This window comes from Nonomuraea montanisoli (assembly GCF_013363975.1).
Taxonomy (GTDB): domain Bacteria; phylum Actinomycetota; class Actinomycetes; order Streptosporangiales; family Streptosporangiaceae; genus Nonomuraea; species Nonomuraea montanisoli.
In genome coordinates this window covers 106,483-123,177 of the sequence record NZ_JABWGN010000003.1, presented here as the reverse complement: position 1 = coordinate 123,177, position 16,695 = coordinate 106,483, and the positions used below count along the sequence as shown (strand labels likewise).

The window sequence follows — 16,695 nt, the reverse complement described above, 5'->3', positions numbered from 1 at the left end:
CAGGCCCGCGAGGTGCCCGGGAAGCCGTCTCGCGGCGGCACGCCGCGCAATCGGGACTTCGGAAGACGGCTGGGGCCCTATGGTTGGTCGAAAATGCCGTTTCTGGAGTTATTGGCGGGGATATGTCGGACGAAGCGCCGTCCATGGTCGCTGGCCGGTACCGGCTCGACGAGCGCATCGGCCACGGGCCGATGGGAGAGGTGTGGCGGGGGTACGACACGCGTGCCGACTGGACCGTGGCGGTGAAACTGCTCCGGTCCGGAGCCGCCACCCGGGAGGTGCTCCAGCGGCACGCCGAGGCCGTGGCCAGGGTCATCCACCCCAACGTCGCCATGGTGCTCGACGTGGGCGACGAGGACGGCACGCCGTACCTCGTGACGGAGTTCCTCGGCGGGGAGAGCCTGGGCGAGGAGCTGGCCACGCGTGGGCCGCTGCCCGTGACGGAGGTGTGCGACCTCGTCGGGCAGGCCGCCGCCGGGCTGGACGCCGCCCACCGGGTCGGGGTGGTCCACGGGCAGGTGAACCCGGACAGCTTCCGCCGGGCCGGCAGCGGGGTGCTCAAGGTCGTCGGGTTCGGGGTGGCCGGGATCGCCGTCCCGCCGACCCGGTACACCGCTCCCGAGCAGGCCGCCGGACGCCCGGCCGAGACGGCGGCGGACCTGTACGCCCTGGGCTGCGTGTGCTACGAGCTGCTGTGCGGCCGCCCGCCGTTCGAGGACGCCCCGGAGGAGGGACGGACCGCCGAGCCCGTGCCGCCGAGCGGCCACCGCGCCGAGGTGCCCGCCGAGCTGGACCGGCTCGTGCTGTCGATGCTCGCCGCCGACCCCGCCGCGCGGCCCTCCGGCGGCGAGCCGGTGCGGCGGACACTGGCGGCCATCGCCCGGCCCCGCCCCCAGACGCCCCCGCCGCCCGCCGCCGCGCCGGGCGCGCAGCCGGCCGGCGCGGCCACGGCCCCGCACGGAGCGCCCACGCACGGAGCGCCCACGCACGGAGCGCCCCCGCACGCGGCGGGCCCGCTGCCCGCGCCGCCCGGCGGAGGGCCGCACCAGCCGCCGCGCGCCGGCGACACCGCCGTCTACGACGCGCTCCCGTCCGACGGCCGCGGGTCCGGCTCCAACCGGAAGCTCTTCGTGCAGCTCGGCGTCGCGCTCGCGGTGATCGCGGCCGTCACCGTGGCGTTCGTGGTGTGGGGCGGCTCCAAAGAGACGCCCACCGCCGCCCCCACCCCCACCCCGGAGCCCACCGTGGTGATCACCGAGATCCCCACCTTCGAGCCGACCACGTTGCCGTCGAGCACCCCCCAGGTCCCCACCCCGTCGGCCGAGCCCAGCTCCCTCCAGGAGACCGCGCAGCCCAAGGCCACGCTGAGCAGCGGCGCCGTCCCGCAGGGCGGATGGTCGGCGTGGCTGTGGGCCTTCGAGAACTCCGTGACGGCCCAGAAGTCCGTCGGCGACATGAACCCGCGCCTGGCCGACAAGGCCGTCAAGAAGATCAGGAAGGCGGCCAAGAGCTTCGAGCGGAACCACGAGGCCCAGGGCCGCGCGCAGATCAAGGAGGTCATGGCCGAGCTCAGGCAGGCTCAGAGCCGGGGCGAGGTGCCGTCCTCCGGCCCGTTGGACGGCTTCCTGGACGACTGGCGGCTCTGACGTACATTGACGCCATGACGATCCTCTCCGAGCGGCGGGCCAGGCTGGCCGCGGTCCTGCCCGCCCGCGGCGTCGAGACCCTCCTCGTCACCTCCCGCGTCAACGTGCGCTACCTCACCGGCCTCGACAGCTCCAACGCCGCCGTGCTGGTGGGGGCCGACGGCTCGGCGCGGCTGGCCACCGACAACCGGTACGTGGAGCGGGCGCAGGCCCTGGACGTGCCGGTCGTCGAGGCCGTCGACACGGCCGGGGCGCTGGCCGTGCCGGGCGCGGGCATCGAGGCCGCGAGCATGAGCGTCGCCACCTACCGGCGGCTGCTCGACCGCCTGGGCGGCGACGCGCTCGTCCCCCTGGAGCAGGTCGTCGAGGGGCTGCGCGCCGTCAAGGACGAGGACGAGCTGGAGCTGCTGCGCACCGCCTGCGCCATCAGCGACCAGGCGTTCGCCGACGTCTGCGGCGCCATCCGGCCCGGGATGACCGAGCGCGAGGTCGCGCGCGTCCTGGAGGCGCGCATGGTCGAGCTCGGCGCCGCGCGGCCCTCGTTCGAGACCATCGTCGCGGCCGGCGAGAACGGCTCCGTGCCGCACCACGTCCCCACCACCAGGCCGCTCATGGCGGGCGACCTGGTCACCCTCGACTTCGGCGCCGTCTACGAGGGCTACCACGCCGACATGACCCGTACCGTGTCCCTCGGCGAGCCCGCCGCCTGGCAGCGCGAGCTGTACGACCTCGTCGCCGCCGCCCAGCGCGCCGGCCGCGAGGCGCTCGCCCCCGGCGCCGACGTCCGCGAGGTGGACGCGGCGGCGCGCTCCGTCATCGAGCGGGCCGGGCACGGCGGCCACTTCCGGCACGGCCTGGGCCACGGCGTCGGCCTGGAGATCCACGAGGAGCCGTTCCTGGGCCCGTCGCGGACCGGTAGACTAGAGGATCGAGTTCCGATCACCGTCGAGCCGGGGGTCTACCTGCCCGGTCAGGGCGGCGTTCGCATCGAGGACACCCTCGTGACACGTGAGGGCGAGCCGGAACTCCTCACGAAGACGACCAAGGAGCTGCTCGTCCTTTAGAGCGGCCGCACGCGGGAGAAAACGAGTGGCGACGACCAACGACCTCAAGAACGGCATGGTGCTGAAGCTCGACGGCGGAGAGCTGTGGGCCGTTGTGGAGTTCCAGCACGTCAAGCCGGGCAAGGGCGGTGCGTTCGTGCGCACCAAGCTCAAGAACGTCCTGTCCGGCAAGGTCGTGGACAAGACCTTCAACGCCGGCGTGAAGGTCGACGTGGCCAACGTCGACAAGCGCGAGATGCAGTACTCCTACCGGGACGGCGACGACTTCGTGTTCATGGACACCGAGACCTACGACATGGTCAACGTGTCCGCCCGCACGGTCGGCGACGCTGCCAACTACATGCTGGAGAACACCCTGGCCACGGTCGCCTTCAACGAGGGCGCCGCGCTCTACGTCGACCTGCCCGCCGCGGCCGAGCTGACCATCGCCAGCACCGAGCCCGGCCTGCAGGGCGACCGCTCCACCGGCGGCACCAAGCCGGCCACGCTGGAGACCGGCGCCGAGATCAAGGTGCCGCTGTTCATCACCACCGGCGAGAAGGTCAAGGTCGACACCCGCAGCGGCGAATACCTCGGCCGGGCCTGAGGTGTCGGCACGGGGCAAGGCACGCAGGCGCGCGCTGGACATCCTCTTCGAGTCGGAGATCCGCGGCGAGGATCCGCTCAAGATCCTCGCCGAGCGGGTGGAGCGGCAGGAGCCGCCGGTCAACGAGTACACCTCGGCCCTCGTCGAGGGCGTCGCCCGCCACCAGGCGCGCATCGACGAGCTGATCACCACCTACGCCGAGGGCTGGACCCTCGAGCGCATGCCCGCGGTCGACCGCAACCTGCTGCGCGGCGGCACGTACGAGCTGCTCTGGATGCCCGACGTGCCCGAGGGCGTGGTCATCAGCGAGTGGGTCCACCTGGCCGGCGAGCTGTCCACGGACGAGTCGCCGCAGTTCGTCAACGGGCTGCTGGCCCGCTTCAAGCAGCTCAAGTCCAGCCTGACCCTGTAGGGCCCGGTCGCGTGGATTTGACCTTCACGCGACGTCAACGTGTCTCATAGAGGCATGAGGATCGGCGAGCTCGCCGCGCTGGTCGGGGTGTCCACCCGGACCGTGCGCCACTACCACCACATCGGCCTGCTTCCCGAGCCGGCGCGGCAGGCCAACGGCTACCGCGAGTACCGGCTCGCGGACGCGGTGACCCTGGCCCGCGTCCGGCAGCTCGCGCGGTTGGGGCTCTCCCTCGACGAGCTGCGCGACGCGCTGGCCGACGACGACGGCCGCGACCTGCGCGAGGTGCTCCAGGAGCTGGACGCCGACCTGGCCAGGGAGCAGGAGGCGATCGCGGCCAGACGGGCCCGCCTGGCCGTGTTGCTCGCCCGCGTCGAGGAGGGGGCCGGCGCGCTCATGTCGGCCGACATGAGCGACCTGCTGCGCGACCTGTCCCTCGACGGGTCGCGCTTCGCCGAGCTGGACCGCCAGATGCTGACGCTGGCGAGCGCCATGGGCGGCCCGGAGGGCGAGAGCGCGGTGGTCGAGCTGATGCGGCCCCTCACCGAGCCCGACATGCTGGCCCGCGGGCTCGAGCTCTACCGGCGGCTGGACGAGCTCGCCGGCGCCCACCCGGACGACCCCCGGGTGGCCGGGCTCGCCGCCGACCTGGCCGGGCACATCCCGGACGCGATGGCCTCGGCGATGATCGGGAACAGCGATGACGCGGCGGCGGGCGGCTCGCCCGCGACGGACGGCGACCGGTGGCTGGAGACGTTCGCGGGGGAGATGACGCCCGCGCAGGCCGAGGTGCTGCGGCTGTTCATGGAGCGGCTGCGCGGGCGGTCGTCATGCTGAGGCCCCGGGAGTGCGGGCGTCGTGGTGGGGGTCTCGTCGAGATGAGGGCCGGGTCATGCTGAAGTACGCGCGCGCCGCTCTCTACGCGGTCCTGCCCGTCGAGTTCCTGATGGCCGTGCTGCTCGGGGCGGGGATCCGGCTGCCGGTCCCCGTGCTCGTGGGCGCGGAGACGGCCGCCGCGCTGGTGCTCGCGCTGGAGGCGGTCGTCGCCGGCCGGCTGTACCTGGCCGGGCGCCGGGCGGGCGCGAGCCGGCGGGGCGCGCTGTCGGGCACCGTCGACGCCCTGGTGCCGCCGGTGGTGCGCCGGCTGGTGGAGCTGGAGGCGCGGGGCGTGGCCGCCCTCGTCCTGTTCGTGGCGCGGCGCGGCCGTCCCCGGGTGCCGCCGGGCGCCGTCGCCGCCCCGTACGCGGGGGAGCAGGCGGCGCTCCAGCTCGTCCTCACCTTCGCGCTGGCCGTGGAGACCGTCGTGGTGGACCTGCTGCTCGTCTCCTTCGGGGTGCCCGCCGCGATCCGGCTGCCGGTGCTGCTGATCGACGCGTACGGCGTGGTGTTCTGCCTGGCCCTGGCCGCCTCCTGCGCGTTGCGGCCGCACCTGGTGAGCCAGGACGAGCTGCGCGTCCGGTACGGCGAGTACCTCGATCTCCGGGTCCCGCGCGAGCTGATCGCCTCGGCCGTGGTGGCGCGCTCGTACAACGAGAAGGGCATGGTCGCGGTGGAGGACGGGCGGCTGCGGGTCGCGGTCGGGTCCCAGACCAACGTGGCCGTCGAGCTGAGCGCCCCCGTCACCGTCGTGCGCCCGCTCGGCGGCCGGGCCGAGGTCACGTCCGTGCGGTTCTTCGCCGCCGACCCCGCCGCCGTGGTCCGCGCCCTGCGCCCGGCCCGGGTGTCGTGACCCACGGCGTCCGCCCGCGCCGCGCACCCGCTGATCCTCTCCTCCACCCCTCCGCATCGTGACGGTCCGTGTCCGCGGCGCCCGTGGCCGCACGTGGGAGGCGCGGGACGGCGTAGGCTGGGGCGCGTCGGAGGAGCGAGAAGGAGGCGAGCCGAGGTTGCGAGCTGAAGGCGTCACGAGGCCCCCGGCGGTGCGGACCGCCGTCGTCTGGGACGCGCTGCTGGCCGAGCTGGCCCGGCTGGGCGAGACCACCGGGCGCGAGCGGCTCGACATCGTCGACGCCGGCGGCGGCACCGGAGGGTTCGCCGTGCCGCTGGCCGAGCTGGGCCACACCGTCACGGTCGTCGACCCGAGCCCCGACTCGCTGGCCGCGCTGGAGCGCCGGGCCAAGGAGAAGGGCGTCGGCGTGCGCGGCCTCCAGGGCGACCTCGCCGACCTGGCCGACCTGCTCGACCACGGCGGCGCCGACCTGGTGCTGTGTCACAGCGTGCTGGAGTACGTCGACGACCCGATCGGCGCGATGACCGCCGTCGCGGGGCTGCTGCGCCGGGGCGGTGCGGTGAGCGTGCTGGCGGCCAACCCGGTCGCGGCGGCTCTGCACCGCGCGCTGGCCGGTCACTTCGACGAGGCGCGGGCCGCGCTGGCCGACCCCGAGGGCCGCTGGGGCGACCGCGACCCGACCCCGCGCCGCTACACCGCCGAGGCGCTGTCCGAGCTGCTGGCGGTCACGGGTTTCGCGGTGGGGGCCGTGCACGGCGTGCGGGTCTTCGCCGACCTGGTGCCCAGCCGGCTGGTGGACGGCGAGCCCGGCGCGGCGGAGGCGCTGGTGGCGCTGGAGCAGGCCGCGACCGGTCATCCCGTGCTGCGCGACATCGCCACCCAGCTCCACGTCCTCGCCCGCCGCGGCTGACCCGCCGGGCGGGCGCCGCCCGAGCGTTCGTACAGATGTTCGGATAGAATCGAGGACGTGTCCCGCAAGCAGATCACCGGCATCGGCCCCGCTCCGCGGACCGGGGTCGATGACAGCGGCTGCCCGATCCTCCACGTCGACATGGACGCCTTCTTCGCGAGCGTCGAGCTGCTGGAGCGGCCGGAGCTGTGCGGCCGGCCGGTGATCGTCGGCTCGCCCGCCGGCCGCGGCGTGGTGCTCAGCGCCACCTACGAGGCCAGGGCCTACGGCGTGCACTCGGCGATGCCCATGAGCCGGGCCCGCCGGGTGTGCCCGCAGGCCGTGATCATTCCGCCGAGCCACGGCAAGTACTCCGAGGTGTCGCGGGGCGTCATGGAGATCTTCCACGCGATCACCCCGCTGGTCGAGCCGATCGCCTCCGACGAGGCGTTCCTCGACGTGGGCGGCGCCGGGCGCCGGCTGGGGCCGCCCGCGGCGATCGCCGCGATGATCCGCGCGCAGGTGCGCGAGCGCTACGGCATCACCTGTTCGGTGGGGGTGGCGAGCAGCAAGTTCGTCGCCAAGCTCGCCTCCAAGCAGTGCAAGCCCGACGGCCTGCTCGTCGTGCCCGAGGGCGAGGTGGAGGCGTTCCTCCACCCGCTGCCCGTCTCCGCGCTGTGGGGCGTCGGCGAGCGCACCGAGCAGGCCCTCGTACGGCTCGGCATCCGCACGGTCGGCGACCTGGCCCGGGTGCCGCCCGCCACGCTCCGCCGCGAGCTGGGCCAGGCCGTGGGCGGCCATCTGGCGGAGCTTGCCTGGGGCCGCGACGAGCGGCCCGTCACCGCGCACGCGCCCGACAAGAGCATCGGCAACGAGGAGACGTTCGCCGCCGACGTCGACGACCCCGAGGTGATCCGGCGCGAGCTGCTGCGCCTGTCGGAGCGCGTGGCGGCGCGCATGCGCGCGGGCGGCCACGTGGGCCGCACGGTGAGCGTGAAGCTGCGCCGGGCCGACTTCACCACGATCACCCGCTCGCGCACCCTCAAGGAGCCGACCGACGTCGCCCAGGAGATCTACGCCACGGCCTGCGAGCTGTTCGAGGCGGCCGGGCTGGAGCGGGTGCGCCTTCGCCTCGTCGGTGTCAGGATGGAGAACCTCAGGCCCGCCGACTCGACGGCGCGGCAGCTCAGTCTCGGCGAGCGGGAGACGGGATGGCGGGAGGCCGAACGCGCGATGGACAAGGCGATCCGCAGGTTCGGGCCCGACGCGGTGCTCCCGGCGTCGCTTGTGCGCGGAAGACTTGATGAAATGGAAGCATGACGCCGATGTCGTCGCCGATGTCACGAGTCGGGGGGAGTGTGGGGAGTGGTGCCTAGATGACCCACAATGGAGCTATGACGTCACCTCCGGTTTGGTCTGCGTTGGACGTTTGCTTTCGCCTACGTCTACAGCCTCGTATTCTGGGGATAACCGACCGCGAGGTCCGGACACCCCGTGTTCGTTGCCGTCTTCCCCGTCCTGGGGCCGTCCTTGGGAGGCGCCGTGCCGCTCTCTGAGCACGAGCAGCGCTTGCTCGACCAGATCGAGCAGGCACTCTACGCCGAGGATCCGAAGTGGGCCAACACCGTCAGGATCAGTGACCCCCGCAGCCACTACAAGCGCCGCCTGATCAAGGCCTCCATCGGCTTTGCGCTCGGGGTCGTGCTCCTCATGGTCGGTGTGGTGATCAACCTGATCCCGCTCGGCGTCGGCGGCTTCGTGGTCATGCTCGCCGCGTGTCTGTGGGGCCTGTCGAGCTGGAAGCGCATGAACGGCTTCGTCGACACCGCCTCCGGTTCCGCTCCGGCCCCGGGCAAGCAGCCCCGGCGCGGCGGCCGGGGCACGTTCATGGAGCGCATGGAAGAGCGCTGGCGCCGCCGTCACGACGAGCGCTGACCCGGATCCTTCCCGGCACGACCGTGCGGTCATCCCCCAGGAACGACCGCACGGCCACCCGCCGGCCCGGGCTCCTCTCCGCACGATCGTGCGGCCGTCCCTCGCAACGACTTCCGCACGATCGTGCGGCCGTCCCTTCAGGAACGACCGCACGATCACGCGTGTCCCGTCACGACCCCTTCGGGTCCGCCCGGCGCAGCCGCAGGCTCTCCAGCCGGTCGAAGCCGTCCAGCAGCCCCTCGCCCAGCCGGCGGATCCGGCGCAGGGTCGAGGGCGGCAGCAGCACGGCCCGCACCCGCTGCCCCCGCGACACCGTCGCCGCCAGGGCCCGCCGCACCGCGCGCAGGTCCTGCCGCATCGGCCCGATCTCCCCGGGTGAGCGGGCGAACAGCGACCGCTCCACCGCCGACGCGATGGCCGCCAGGGCCGCCGCCGAGTCGGCGTCGAACTCGTACCGCTCGGCCAGCCTGCGCGCCAGCGCGCGCGGCGTCTCGCTGGTGCCGCGCTCCATCCCGTAGTCCAGCAGCAGGTCGTCGAGCTCCGCCCAGACGGCCGCCACGTTCGTCCGCCGCCCGGCCACGGCTCTGACGCCCGTGCCGGAGCCGCCCTGGGGCGCCTGCGGCCCGTCCGGCTCGGACGGCGTGCCCGGTGTCCGTCCCGCGCCGTCGAGGCGGCGTAGCCGCCGCCCGCGCGTGAGCAGCCGTAGCGCGGCCGGCACCAGCAGGAGCAGCAGGAGCACGCCCGCCCCGATGCCTGTGTAGGCGAGCCAGGGCGTCGGCTCCTCGGCCGGCAGCCCGACCGGCTGCAGCGCGGCCTCGCGGTCCAGCTCGCGGGGGTTGATGCGGCCCTGCGGCGACAGCGGCTCGTCGGCCGAGCTGCTCGTCGCGCCGGGCGTCGGCGTCGAACCGTCGCCCGGCTGGTCCGGCGGCGGCACGGTGTACGCGGGGACCCGGGCGCTGCCCTGGCCGAGCGAGCCCGTCGGCGTCGGCTCGAACGGCAGCCAGCCCACGCCCTCGAAGTACAGCTCGGGCCAGGAGTGGGAGTCGTTCGTCCCGACCGTCCAGCGGTCGCCGACCTTCGTGCCGCCGGTGTAGCCGATCGCCACCCGCGCGGGGATGCCCACCAGCCTGGCCAGCACCGCCATCGACGCCGCGAACTGCTCGCAGTACCCGGCACGGCTGCGCAGCAGGAAGTCCTTCAGCGCCGAGTTGCCGCTGCCCTGCGTCTGCAGCGTGTAGGTGAAGTTCCCGGTCCTGGTGAAGAACTCCTGGAGCTTGACCGCCGCGTCGTAGCTGGTGCGGGCGCCCTTGGTGACCCGGTCCGCCAGCGCGCGGATCTCCGGGGGCAGGTCGTCCGGCACCTTCAGGTAGCGGGGGTCGAGGTCGGGCCGGGACTGCGGCAGCGACTTCAGCAGCTCGCTGGTGGGCGCCGGCTCGCTGGTCGACACCTTGTACTGCAGGCCGGCGGCCTCGTCCCGGGTGGAGAAGACCATGAGCGTGCTCACGTCGGCCCGCCAGTCGCCGTCCACCTGGATCTGCCGGGGCGGGTACGGCAACGGCAGGAACGACAGCTTCACGATCTCGTCGCTCATCCGGATGTCGGTCACGACATTCGTCACCGGCACGCCCCGGGACAGGCCCGGCGGGGGCGGGAGCGGACCTTCGTCGGTCCGGTTCTCCGCCGAGCCCTTGCGCTCGGTCATGCCGAACTGCTCGCCGTCGAACGTGTCCAGCGCGTAGATGCGCAGGTAGCGGGGCTTGTCGTCGCTGTTGGTGTACGAGAGCACGACGCGCGGCTCGGGCAGGTTCAGCTGGCCCTTCAGGCTCGCGATCGGGTTGGCGATGCTGATCGAGTTCCCGGCGCCGGGGCCCCTGCCGCCGACGCCGAAGGTGAAGAACGACACCGGCTCCATCACCGGCAGCGCGGCCGGCACCAGCACGGCCAGCACCACCGCGGCGAAGCCGATCCGCTTGCCCGACAGCCGCAGGCCCCGCGTGTCGGCGGTCTCCCGCACCCGCTCCGGCTCCTGCCGTCCCCGGGCCGCCGCGCCCGATGGCCGCGGGGCGGCCGCGCGGGTGGTGCGGCGCACCAGCACCGCCCGTCCCCAGTGGCCCACCCGCTCGCGCCCGTCGGCCAGGAGCAGGCCGAGGAAACCGGCCGCGGCGATCACGAACGCCGGCCAGCTGATCGGGTCCGCCAGGATCGTCGCCGGCACCGTGGCCAGCGCCAGCAGCGGGAGCCCGGCCAGCGCCGCCCGCCGCATCCGCGCCGCGAGCAGGTCCACCAGCAGCGCGATGAGCCCCACGCCGCCGCAGGTGAGCAGCGTGATGCCGGTGTTGGCGGGAACCGGCGCGGCGAAGCGCTGGATGTCGCCCCAGCCTGACTCCAGCAGCCGGGCCAGGTGCACGACCGACGCCTTGGTCGGCACGACCCACGCCCACGCCTTGCCGGCGGCGAACGACGCGGTCAGGTAGATCCACAGCGCGACCGCGCCCACCGGGGGCGCCGCCCACAGGGGCAGTGACAGCCGTCCGCTCAGCATGCTCGCGGCGAGGACCGCGAGCACCGCGCCCAGCGTCCCCCAGAACCACGAGCCGCCCTCGAACAGCGGATAGAGCAGGATCGCCGCGCAGAACGAGGCGACCGCCGCCGCGACCGAGAGCCTCATGCCGCACCTCCCGCCGGGCTGAGGGTGTATCTGCCGCGGCTGCCGGCCGCCTGCCACACGGAGGCGATCGACGTGCCCGCGGGCAGCCGCACGATGCGCCAGCCGTAACCGCTGAGCACGGCCTGCACCGCCTGGTAGTCCTCGTTCGAACCGGGCTCGCTGCCGTTCCAGGTGTCCACGTCCAGCAGCACCGCCACGCCCGTGATGCCGCTGTGCCGCACGCGCCCCAGCTCCCGCGCCTCCTCCGGGTCGAGGGAGCCGAGCACGGCCACGACCAGCCCGTCGCCGCCGCCCTGCCGCAGCGCCGAGACCGCCATGTCCAGCGAGCGGACCGGGCTCTGCCGCACCACGGCCAGCGTGTCGAGCAGCGACCAGCTCAGCCCCGTGTCCGTCAGGTGCTCCGCGCCCTGGTCGGTGACCAGGCGCAGGCCGAGGCCCTCATGGGCCAGATGCACGCCGATGGAGGCCGCGGCCGAGACCGCCACCTCGAACGACGAGCGCGGCCCCTCGCCGCGGTGGGCGTGGCGGCGCGTGTCGAGCAGGAGCGCGCCGCGACTCTGCCACTGCTGCTCCTCGCGCCGCACCATCAGCTCGCCGCGCCGCGCCGTGGAGCGCCAGTGGACCCGGCGCAGGTCGTCGCCCTGCCGGTACTCGCGCGGGGCCACGTCGTCGTCGCCGGCCGCGGCCACGCTGCGCGTGCGGCTGTCGCCGCCGCCCGTCCACTCTCCGGACAGCCGTACGTGGGGCAGCGGCACGACCTGCGGCGTCACCACCAGCGTGTCGGCGATCGTGAACGAGCGCGACAGCTCCACCAGTCCGAACGGGTCGGCGATGCGCACCGACAGCGGCCCGATCGTGTAACGGCCGCGCAGGTCGGAGCGGACCCGGTAGTCGATCTCGCGGACCCCCCTGGCCTCGACCTTGTCCAGCACGAACCGGGGCCGCACGCCCAGCGCGTACGGCACGGTGTCCTCGATGAGCAGCAGCCCGGTGGGCAGCCGGGTGACGTTCTCCAGGCGCAGCGTCACGGTGGCCTCCCCGCCCACCTCGGCCCTGGCCGGGTCCAGCCGCCTGGCGCAGCTCAGCCGGTACCGGGTGCGCGCCACCACCATGGCGGCCAGCAGCGGCAGCGCCGCCACCAGCACCCCGATCCGGAACAGGTCGTTCTCCCCCAGCAGGATCGCCATCACCAGCGCCGCGACACCGGAGGCGAGGAACGAACGGCCCCTCGCGGTGAGCGCCCGCAGCCCGGCCCTCACGAGGCTCGTGTCTCCGGCACCGGCACGCGCCGGACGAGGTCGGTCACCACCTGCTCCGGCAGGCGGCGCTGGCCCTGGGCCTCGACGCTCGGCAGCAGCCGGTGCGCCAGCACGGGCACGGCCAGGTCCTGCAGGTCGTCGGGGATGACGTAGTCGCGACCGGCCAGCGCGGCGTGCGCCCGCGCGGCGCGCACGAGCTGCAGAGTCGAGCGCGGGGAGGCGCCGAGCCGCAGGTCGGGGGAGTGGCGGGTGGCGACGACCAGGTCGATGGCGTACTTCTTGACCGGCTGCGACACGTACACGCCGCGCACCGCCTCGATGAGCGCCCGTACCTCGGCCGTCGTCGCGACCGGCTGCAGCTTGTCCAGCGGGGAGGCGCCGCCGTGGACGTCGAGCATCTCCAGCTCGGCGTGCGGCTCCGGGTAGCCCATCGCGACGCGGGCGGTGAAGCGGTCACGCTGCGCCTCGGGGAGGGGATAGGTGCCCTCCATCTCGATGGGGTTCTGGGTGGCGATCACCATGAACGGGCTGTCGAGCTGGTACGTCACGCCGTCCACCGTGACCTGGTGCTCCTCCATGCACTCCAGGAGGGCCGACTGGGTCTTGGGCGAGGCGCGGTTGATCTCGTCGCCGACCACGATGTTGGCGAAGACGGGGCCGGGCTTGAACTCGAACTCGCGCGTCTGCTGGTTGTAGGCGCTGACGCCGGTGATGTCGCTCGGCAGGAGGTCGGGGGTGAACTGCACGCGGCGCACCGGGCAGTCGATGGAGCGCGCCAGTGCCTTGGCCAGCATGGTCTTGCCGACGCCCGGCACGTCCTCGATCAGCAGGTGGCCCTCGGCGAGCAGGACGGTGAGGGTGAGACGGACGGCGTCGCTCTTCCCCTCCACCACGGACTCGACGGCCTCGCGGATCCGGTGCGCTGTGGAGACCAGCTCGTCGAGCTGGGGAGGGACGTCATGGGTAACTGCCACCAGGCCTCCATGAGAAGAAGTGCGACGGTCGTCCCTAGTGGCGGGCAAGCCATTGCGGGAGCCATGCCGTTCCTTTTCCATTGTGTGTACGACCCTACGATGGTGCGGGTTGTGGGGCGACTTTTAACGATTTTCCAGAGAACTTGGACGATGTCCTGTTCTTGTGCCATAGCGGTGCGAATCCGGTGACATCGCGGCTACCATGCGCCCCCCACTTTTCCCCACGCCCGTCCCTCCGCGCGCCGGGCCCCCTTGCCTCCGGTTCTTCCGTGCGTCCCGACACGCCCGTGGCCGTCCACGCCCCCTCCACGCCCCCCACCGCCCCCCACCGCTGTGACCTGCGAAAACGCGAAACGATCAGGCTGTGACATGGGGTTGAATCAGTTGACGGTGGGGAGAAGTGGAGTATGGTGGTGCGCAGTGGAGGGCCGGTGCGCCAGCGTCGAGCGCTTCACTAGGCACGGGAGGTGGGGCCGATGTTCCTCGGCACCCATCAACCGCGTCTGGACGACAAGGGACGGCTGTTCCTGCCGGCTAAGTACCGTGAGGAGCTGGCGGAGGGTCTTGTGATCACCAAAGGCCAGGAGCGATGCCTCTACGTCTTTCCCGTGGAGGAGTTCCAGCGCATTACCGAGGCTCTCAGCACCGCCCCGGTCACCGCCAAGGCGGTGCGTGATTACAGCCGCGTCTTCTTCGCCAGCGCGTCCGACGAGACCCCCGACAAGCAGGGCCGCATCACCATTCCGCAGAGCCTGCGGCAGTACGCCGGCCTGCAACGCGACTGCGCCGTCATCGGGGCCAACACCCGGTTGGAGATCTGGGACGCGCAGGCGTGGGACACCTATCTCATGGCTCAGGAGCAGGCGTTCGCCGATCTGTCGGAGGAGGTGCTGCCAGGGATCTTGTAGAAGGCACGGTCGATCCGTCGGAGATGTCGTTCGGCGAGGTCTCCACCCGCAACCACTGCCGGCCAGCTGATGCACCTTCCCCGGTGTCAGATGGCGGGCGTCCACGAAGAGGGTGCGGATGGGGACCTGGCCGGGCGGCGCCGGGTGGGGACCCAGGAAGGGCCGATAGGATCGCCGACCGCGTCATCCGCGAGCAAGGACGCGAGAGGGGGGTTGGAGATGAGCGACGCCAACGGCACCGGCGGTCACGTTCCGGTCATGCTCGACCGCGTACTGGAGCTGCTGGCTCCGGCGCTGGGCGGTGAGCGTCCCGTGGTCGTCGACGCCAACCTCGGGCTCGGTGGCCACTCGGAGGCCCTGCTCGCCGCGCATCCGGCACTCCACCTGATCGGCATCGACCGCGACCCGTTCGCGATCGACTTCTCCACGCGCCGGCTCGCCCCGTACGCGGAGCGGACCACCCTGGTCCACGCCTCCTCCGACCAGCTCGCCGAGGTGGTCGCCACCACCGGCGCCGCCCTCGGCCGCACCACGGTCGACGGTGTGCTGTTCGACCTGGGGGTCTCCTCGCCGCAGCTCGACGAGGCCGAGCGCGGGTTCGCGTACTCCTATGACGCCCCGCTGGACATGCGGATGGACACCGAGCAGGAGCTCACGGCGGAGAAGGTGGTCAATACCTACTCGGCCGGGGAGCTAACGCGCATCCTCCGTGATTACGGCGAGGAACGGTTCGCACCGCGTGTCGCGGGCCTAATTGTCAAGGAAAGGGCCAAGGAGGCCATAACGTCGACGAAGCGGCTCGCGGAGATCGTCCGGCAGGCGATTCCCGCCGCTACCCGGCGCACCGGGGGCAACCCCGCCAAGAGGACTTTCCAAGCGCTGCGCATCGAGGTCAACGCGGAGCTCACCGCCCTGGAGGCGGCGCTGCCCGCGGCCCTCGACGCGCTGACGCTCGGGGGGAGAGTCGTCGTGCTCTCCTACCACTCCCTGGAGGACCGGCTCACCAAGCAGGTCCTCACGGCGCGAACCAGGGACACCAGCCCACCCGGGCTCCCCGTCCCGCTGCCGGCACACCAGCCGCGGTTCCGCCTGGTGACGAGGGGGGCCGAGCTCCCCGGCGAAGAAGAGCTGGCCCGCAACCCGCGGGCTGCCTCGGCCCGGCTACGGGCGGCAGAGAGGATCCGTGTTGACGACCACGACTGAGCAGGAGACCAGGCGGCGCGCGTCCGCCCGCGGCACCGTGCTCGAGCCCGCCGCGCCCGGCACCGCCACGCCCGGCGACGCGTCCGAGACCGGCGCGCCCGGGTCGGCCGCCTCCGGCGTCGGCGCGTCCGGCCGTGGCGCGTCCAGGTCCGCCGCGTCCGGCGGCGCCTCGGGTGCGGGCGCGTCGGGTCGCGGTGCCTCCGGTTCCGCCGGCTCGGACGCCGACACGCCAGTGATCACGCTGCCCGACTTCACCTCGCCCGACCTGCCGTCGGCCGGTCCGTCGCGGCCGGGCGCGGCGAGGGCCGGTGCGCGCGGCGGGGTCAAGGGCGGCGCCGCCGGCGCGCCCGGCACGGGCCGCCGCAGGCCCGCGCCCGCCCAGCAGCCCAAGAACGGCACCCGCACGCTCACCGGCCCCGCCGGCACGTCACCCGCCGCGCCGCCGGCGCGGCCGTCCGGCGAGCCCACGACGAGACCGGGTCCCGGCACGGTTCCCGGCCAGGAGCCGTCGCCCGCGGCGCGCCCGGTGCCGCGCCCGCGCCCGGCCGCCGAGTCCGCGTCCCGCCGGGACCGGAGCGAGCGCGCCGCCCGTCCCGCGGCCCGGGCCGTCCCGGCCCGCCGCCGTCAGCGGGCGCCGTTCGTGCTGCTCGTCGTCGGGCTGCTCTGCGGCGGCCTGGTGAGCCTGTTGCTGCTCAACACCGTGCTCGCCCAGGACTCGATCACCGCCTCGCGGCTGCGCGGCGAGATCGCCTCCGCCCGCCAGCACAACGACCGGCTCAAGCAGGTCATCGAGCAGGAGACCCAGGCGTCCGTCATCGCCAGGCGGGCCGAGGACCAGGGCCTCCACCTCGACAACAGCATCAACCCGCTCACGCTCGGCGACACGGGCAAGGGTGCCGCCAAGCCCGGCACGGGCACGGAGACCGGCACCCCGGCCACGAACGGCACCGGCACCCCGGCCACGAAGGGCACCACGCCCGGCACGGCCACCACCGGCACGGCCACCACCGGTACGACGACCGGCGGCGAGGCCAGGACGGGCACGGGCGGCACGGCCGAGACCGGCAGGACCGGCACCACGTCCGGCACCACGACGGGCGCCACGTCCGGCACGACGACGGGCGCCACGTCGGGCACCACGGAGGTGACCGGCCAGGCCCGTCCGGCCGGCACGTCCGGGCAGGGCGCCGACGGTGCCCCGGCGGGCACCGAGGCCGACGCCGGGCGGGTGGACCAGACCCGGTGAGGGACACAGGCGGCAGGGGCCAGGGGCCCGGCCGTGGCGGGGGCGGCGCCGGTTCTCAGGGAGGGCCCGGCGCCGCCCGTCGTACGCCCGGCGGTCCCGGAAGGCCGGGCAGAGCGACGGGTTCGTCCCGTTCGGAGGGGACGGGGCGCGCGTCGTCCGACGACCGGCGCGACCCC

The 16,695-nt window shown here is 73.7% G+C and carries 15 protein-coding genes; 12 read left to right on the top strand and 3 right to left on the bottom strand.

Features of this window, described 5'->3' with window-relative positions; translation table 11 throughout:
- Positions 1-143 precede the first annotated feature (143 nt).
- From HTZ77_RS07445 to HTZ77_RS07405, 9 genes are all read left to right on the top strand, one after another.
- A complete protein-coding gene (locus HTZ77_RS07445; protein WP_175588734.1) occupies positions 144-1,646 on the top strand; it encodes a serine/threonine-protein kinase in 1,503 nt (500 codons plus the stop codon).
- 14 nt (positions 1,647-1,660) lie between these two features.
- Positions 1,661-2,710, top strand: coding sequence for a M24 family metallopeptidase (locus HTZ77_RS07440; protein WP_175588733.1), 1,050 nt, complete (start codon positions 1,661-1,663; stop codon positions 2,708-2,710).
- 25 nt (positions 2,711-2,735) lie between these two features.
- The gene (efp, locus tag HTZ77_RS07435) at positions 2,736-3,296 is read left to right on the top strand and encodes an elongation factor P (protein WP_175588732.1); all 561 of its coding nucleotides are present in this window, start codon (positions 2,736-2,738) and stop codon (positions 3,294-3,296) included.
- 1 nt (position 3,297) lies between these two features.
- Complete coding sequence (gene nusB, locus HTZ77_RS07430) at positions 3,298-3,708, top strand: transcription antitermination factor NusB (RefSeq protein ID WP_175588731.1); 411 nt, start codon at positions 3,298-3,300, stop codon at positions 3,706-3,708.
- A 54-nt stretch (positions 3,709-3,762) separates the two neighbouring features.
- Positions 3,763-4,545 carry a MerR family transcriptional regulator gene (locus tag HTZ77_RS07425; RefSeq protein WP_175588730.1) on the top strand — a complete coding sequence of 261 codons (783 nt, stop codon included), beginning with the start codon at positions 3,763-3,765 and terminating at the stop codon, positions 4,543-4,545.
- A gap of 55 nt (positions 4,546-4,600) precedes the next feature.
- The gene (locus tag HTZ77_RS07420) at positions 4,601-5,437 is read left to right on the top strand and encodes a hypothetical protein (protein ID WP_175588729.1); all 837 of its coding nucleotides are present in this window, start codon (positions 4,601-4,603) and stop codon (positions 5,435-5,437) included.
- 157 nt (positions 5,438-5,594) lie between these two features.
- Positions 5,595-6,347: a methyltransferase domain-containing protein gene (locus HTZ77_RS07415; RefSeq protein WP_175588728.1), complete on the top strand. Its 753-nt coding sequence runs from the start codon at positions 5,595-5,597 to the stop codon at positions 6,345-6,347.
- A gap of 57 nt (positions 6,348-6,404) precedes the next feature.
- Positions 6,405-7,646 (top strand): DNA polymerase IV, encoded by a 1,242-nt coding sequence (locus tag HTZ77_RS07410; protein WP_175588727.1) that lies wholly within the window; start codon positions 6,405-6,407, stop codon positions 7,644-7,646.
- Positions 7,647-7,868: 222 nt separating this feature from the next.
- Positions 7,869-8,261, top strand: a complete 393-nt coding sequence (locus HTZ77_RS07405; protein WP_175588726.1) for a DUF3040 domain-containing protein — start codon at positions 7,869-7,871, stop codon at positions 8,259-8,261.
- Positions 8,262-8,430: 169 nt separating this feature from the next.
- Here the strand turns inward: HTZ77_RS07405 and HTZ77_RS07400 are convergent, their stop codons facing one another.
- Genes HTZ77_RS07400 through HTZ77_RS07390 form a run of 3 tightly spaced genes read right to left on the bottom strand, consistent with a single transcriptional unit; the run spans position 8,431 to position 13,162 of the window.
- Positions 8,431-10,929: a transglutaminase family protein gene (locus HTZ77_RS07400; RefSeq protein ID WP_175588725.1), complete on the bottom strand. Its 2,499-nt coding sequence runs from the start codon at positions 10,927-10,929 to the stop codon at positions 8,431-8,433.
- On the bottom strand, positions 10,926-12,188 hold the full coding sequence (locus HTZ77_RS07395; protein ID WP_175588724.1) for a DUF58 domain-containing protein: 1,263 nt from the start codon (positions 12,186-12,188) through the stop codon (positions 10,926-10,928). Before HTZ77_RS07395 ends, HTZ77_RS07400 begins: the two co-directional genes overlap by 4 nt.
- Positions 12,185-13,162: an AAA family ATPase gene (locus HTZ77_RS07390; RefSeq protein WP_175588723.1), complete on the bottom strand. Its 978-nt coding sequence runs from the start codon at positions 13,160-13,162 to the stop codon at positions 12,185-12,187. The genes HTZ77_RS07395 and HTZ77_RS07390 overlap by 4 nt, the downstream gene beginning before the upstream one ends.
- 476 nt (positions 13,163-13,638) lie before the next feature.
- Here HTZ77_RS07390 and mraZ point away from each other — a divergent pair, with 476 nt between their 5' ends.
- The 3 genes from mraZ (at position 13,639) to HTZ77_RS07375 (ending at position 16,519) form a co-directional block, all read left to right on the top strand.
- Positions 13,639-14,070, top strand: coding sequence for a division/cell wall cluster transcriptional repressor MraZ (mraZ, locus tag HTZ77_RS07385; RefSeq protein WP_175588722.1), 432 nt, complete (start codon positions 13,639-13,641; stop codon positions 14,068-14,070).
- Between the two features lie 219 nt (positions 14,071-14,289).
- Positions 14,290-15,273, top strand: a complete 984-nt coding sequence (gene rsmH / locus HTZ77_RS07380; protein WP_175588721.1) for a 16S rRNA (cytosine(1402)-N(4))-methyltransferase RsmH — start codon at positions 14,290-14,292, stop codon at positions 15,271-15,273.
- On the top strand, positions 15,257-16,519 hold the full coding sequence (locus HTZ77_RS07375) for a hypothetical protein (RefSeq protein WP_175588720.1): 1,263 nt from the start codon (positions 15,257-15,259) through the stop codon (positions 16,517-16,519). Before rsmH ends, HTZ77_RS07375 begins: the two co-directional genes overlap by 17 nt.
- Positions 16,520-16,695 lie beyond the last annotated feature (176 nt).

Coding starts and splice junctions, on each gene's coding strand:
- HTZ77_RS07445 (WP_175588734.1), top strand. CDS start 144: ATGGTCGCTGGCCGGTACCGGCTCGACGAGCGCATCGGCCACGGGCCG.
- HTZ77_RS07440 (WP_175588733.1), top strand. CDS start 1,661: ATGACGATCCTCTCCGAGCGGCGGGCCAGGCTGGCCGCGGTCCTGCCC.
- HTZ77_RS07425 (WP_175588730.1), top strand. CDS start 3,763: ATGAGGATCGGCGAGCTCGCCGCGCTGGTCGGGGTGTCCACCCGGACC.
- HTZ77_RS07420 (WP_175588729.1), top strand. CDS start 4,601: ATGCTGAAGTACGCGCGCGCCGCTCTCTACGCGGTCCTGCCCGTCGAG.
- HTZ77_RS07400 (WP_175588725.1), bottom strand. CDS start 10,929: ATGAGGCTCTCGGTCGCGGCGGCGGTCGCCTCGTTCTGCGCGGCGATC.
- mraZ (WP_175588722.1), top strand. CDS start 13,639: ATGTTCCTCGGCACCCATCAACCGCGTCTGGACGACAAGGGACGGCTG.
- rsmH (WP_175588721.1), top strand. CDS start 14,290: ATGAGCGACGCCAACGGCACCGGCGGTCACGTTCCGGTCATGCTCGAC.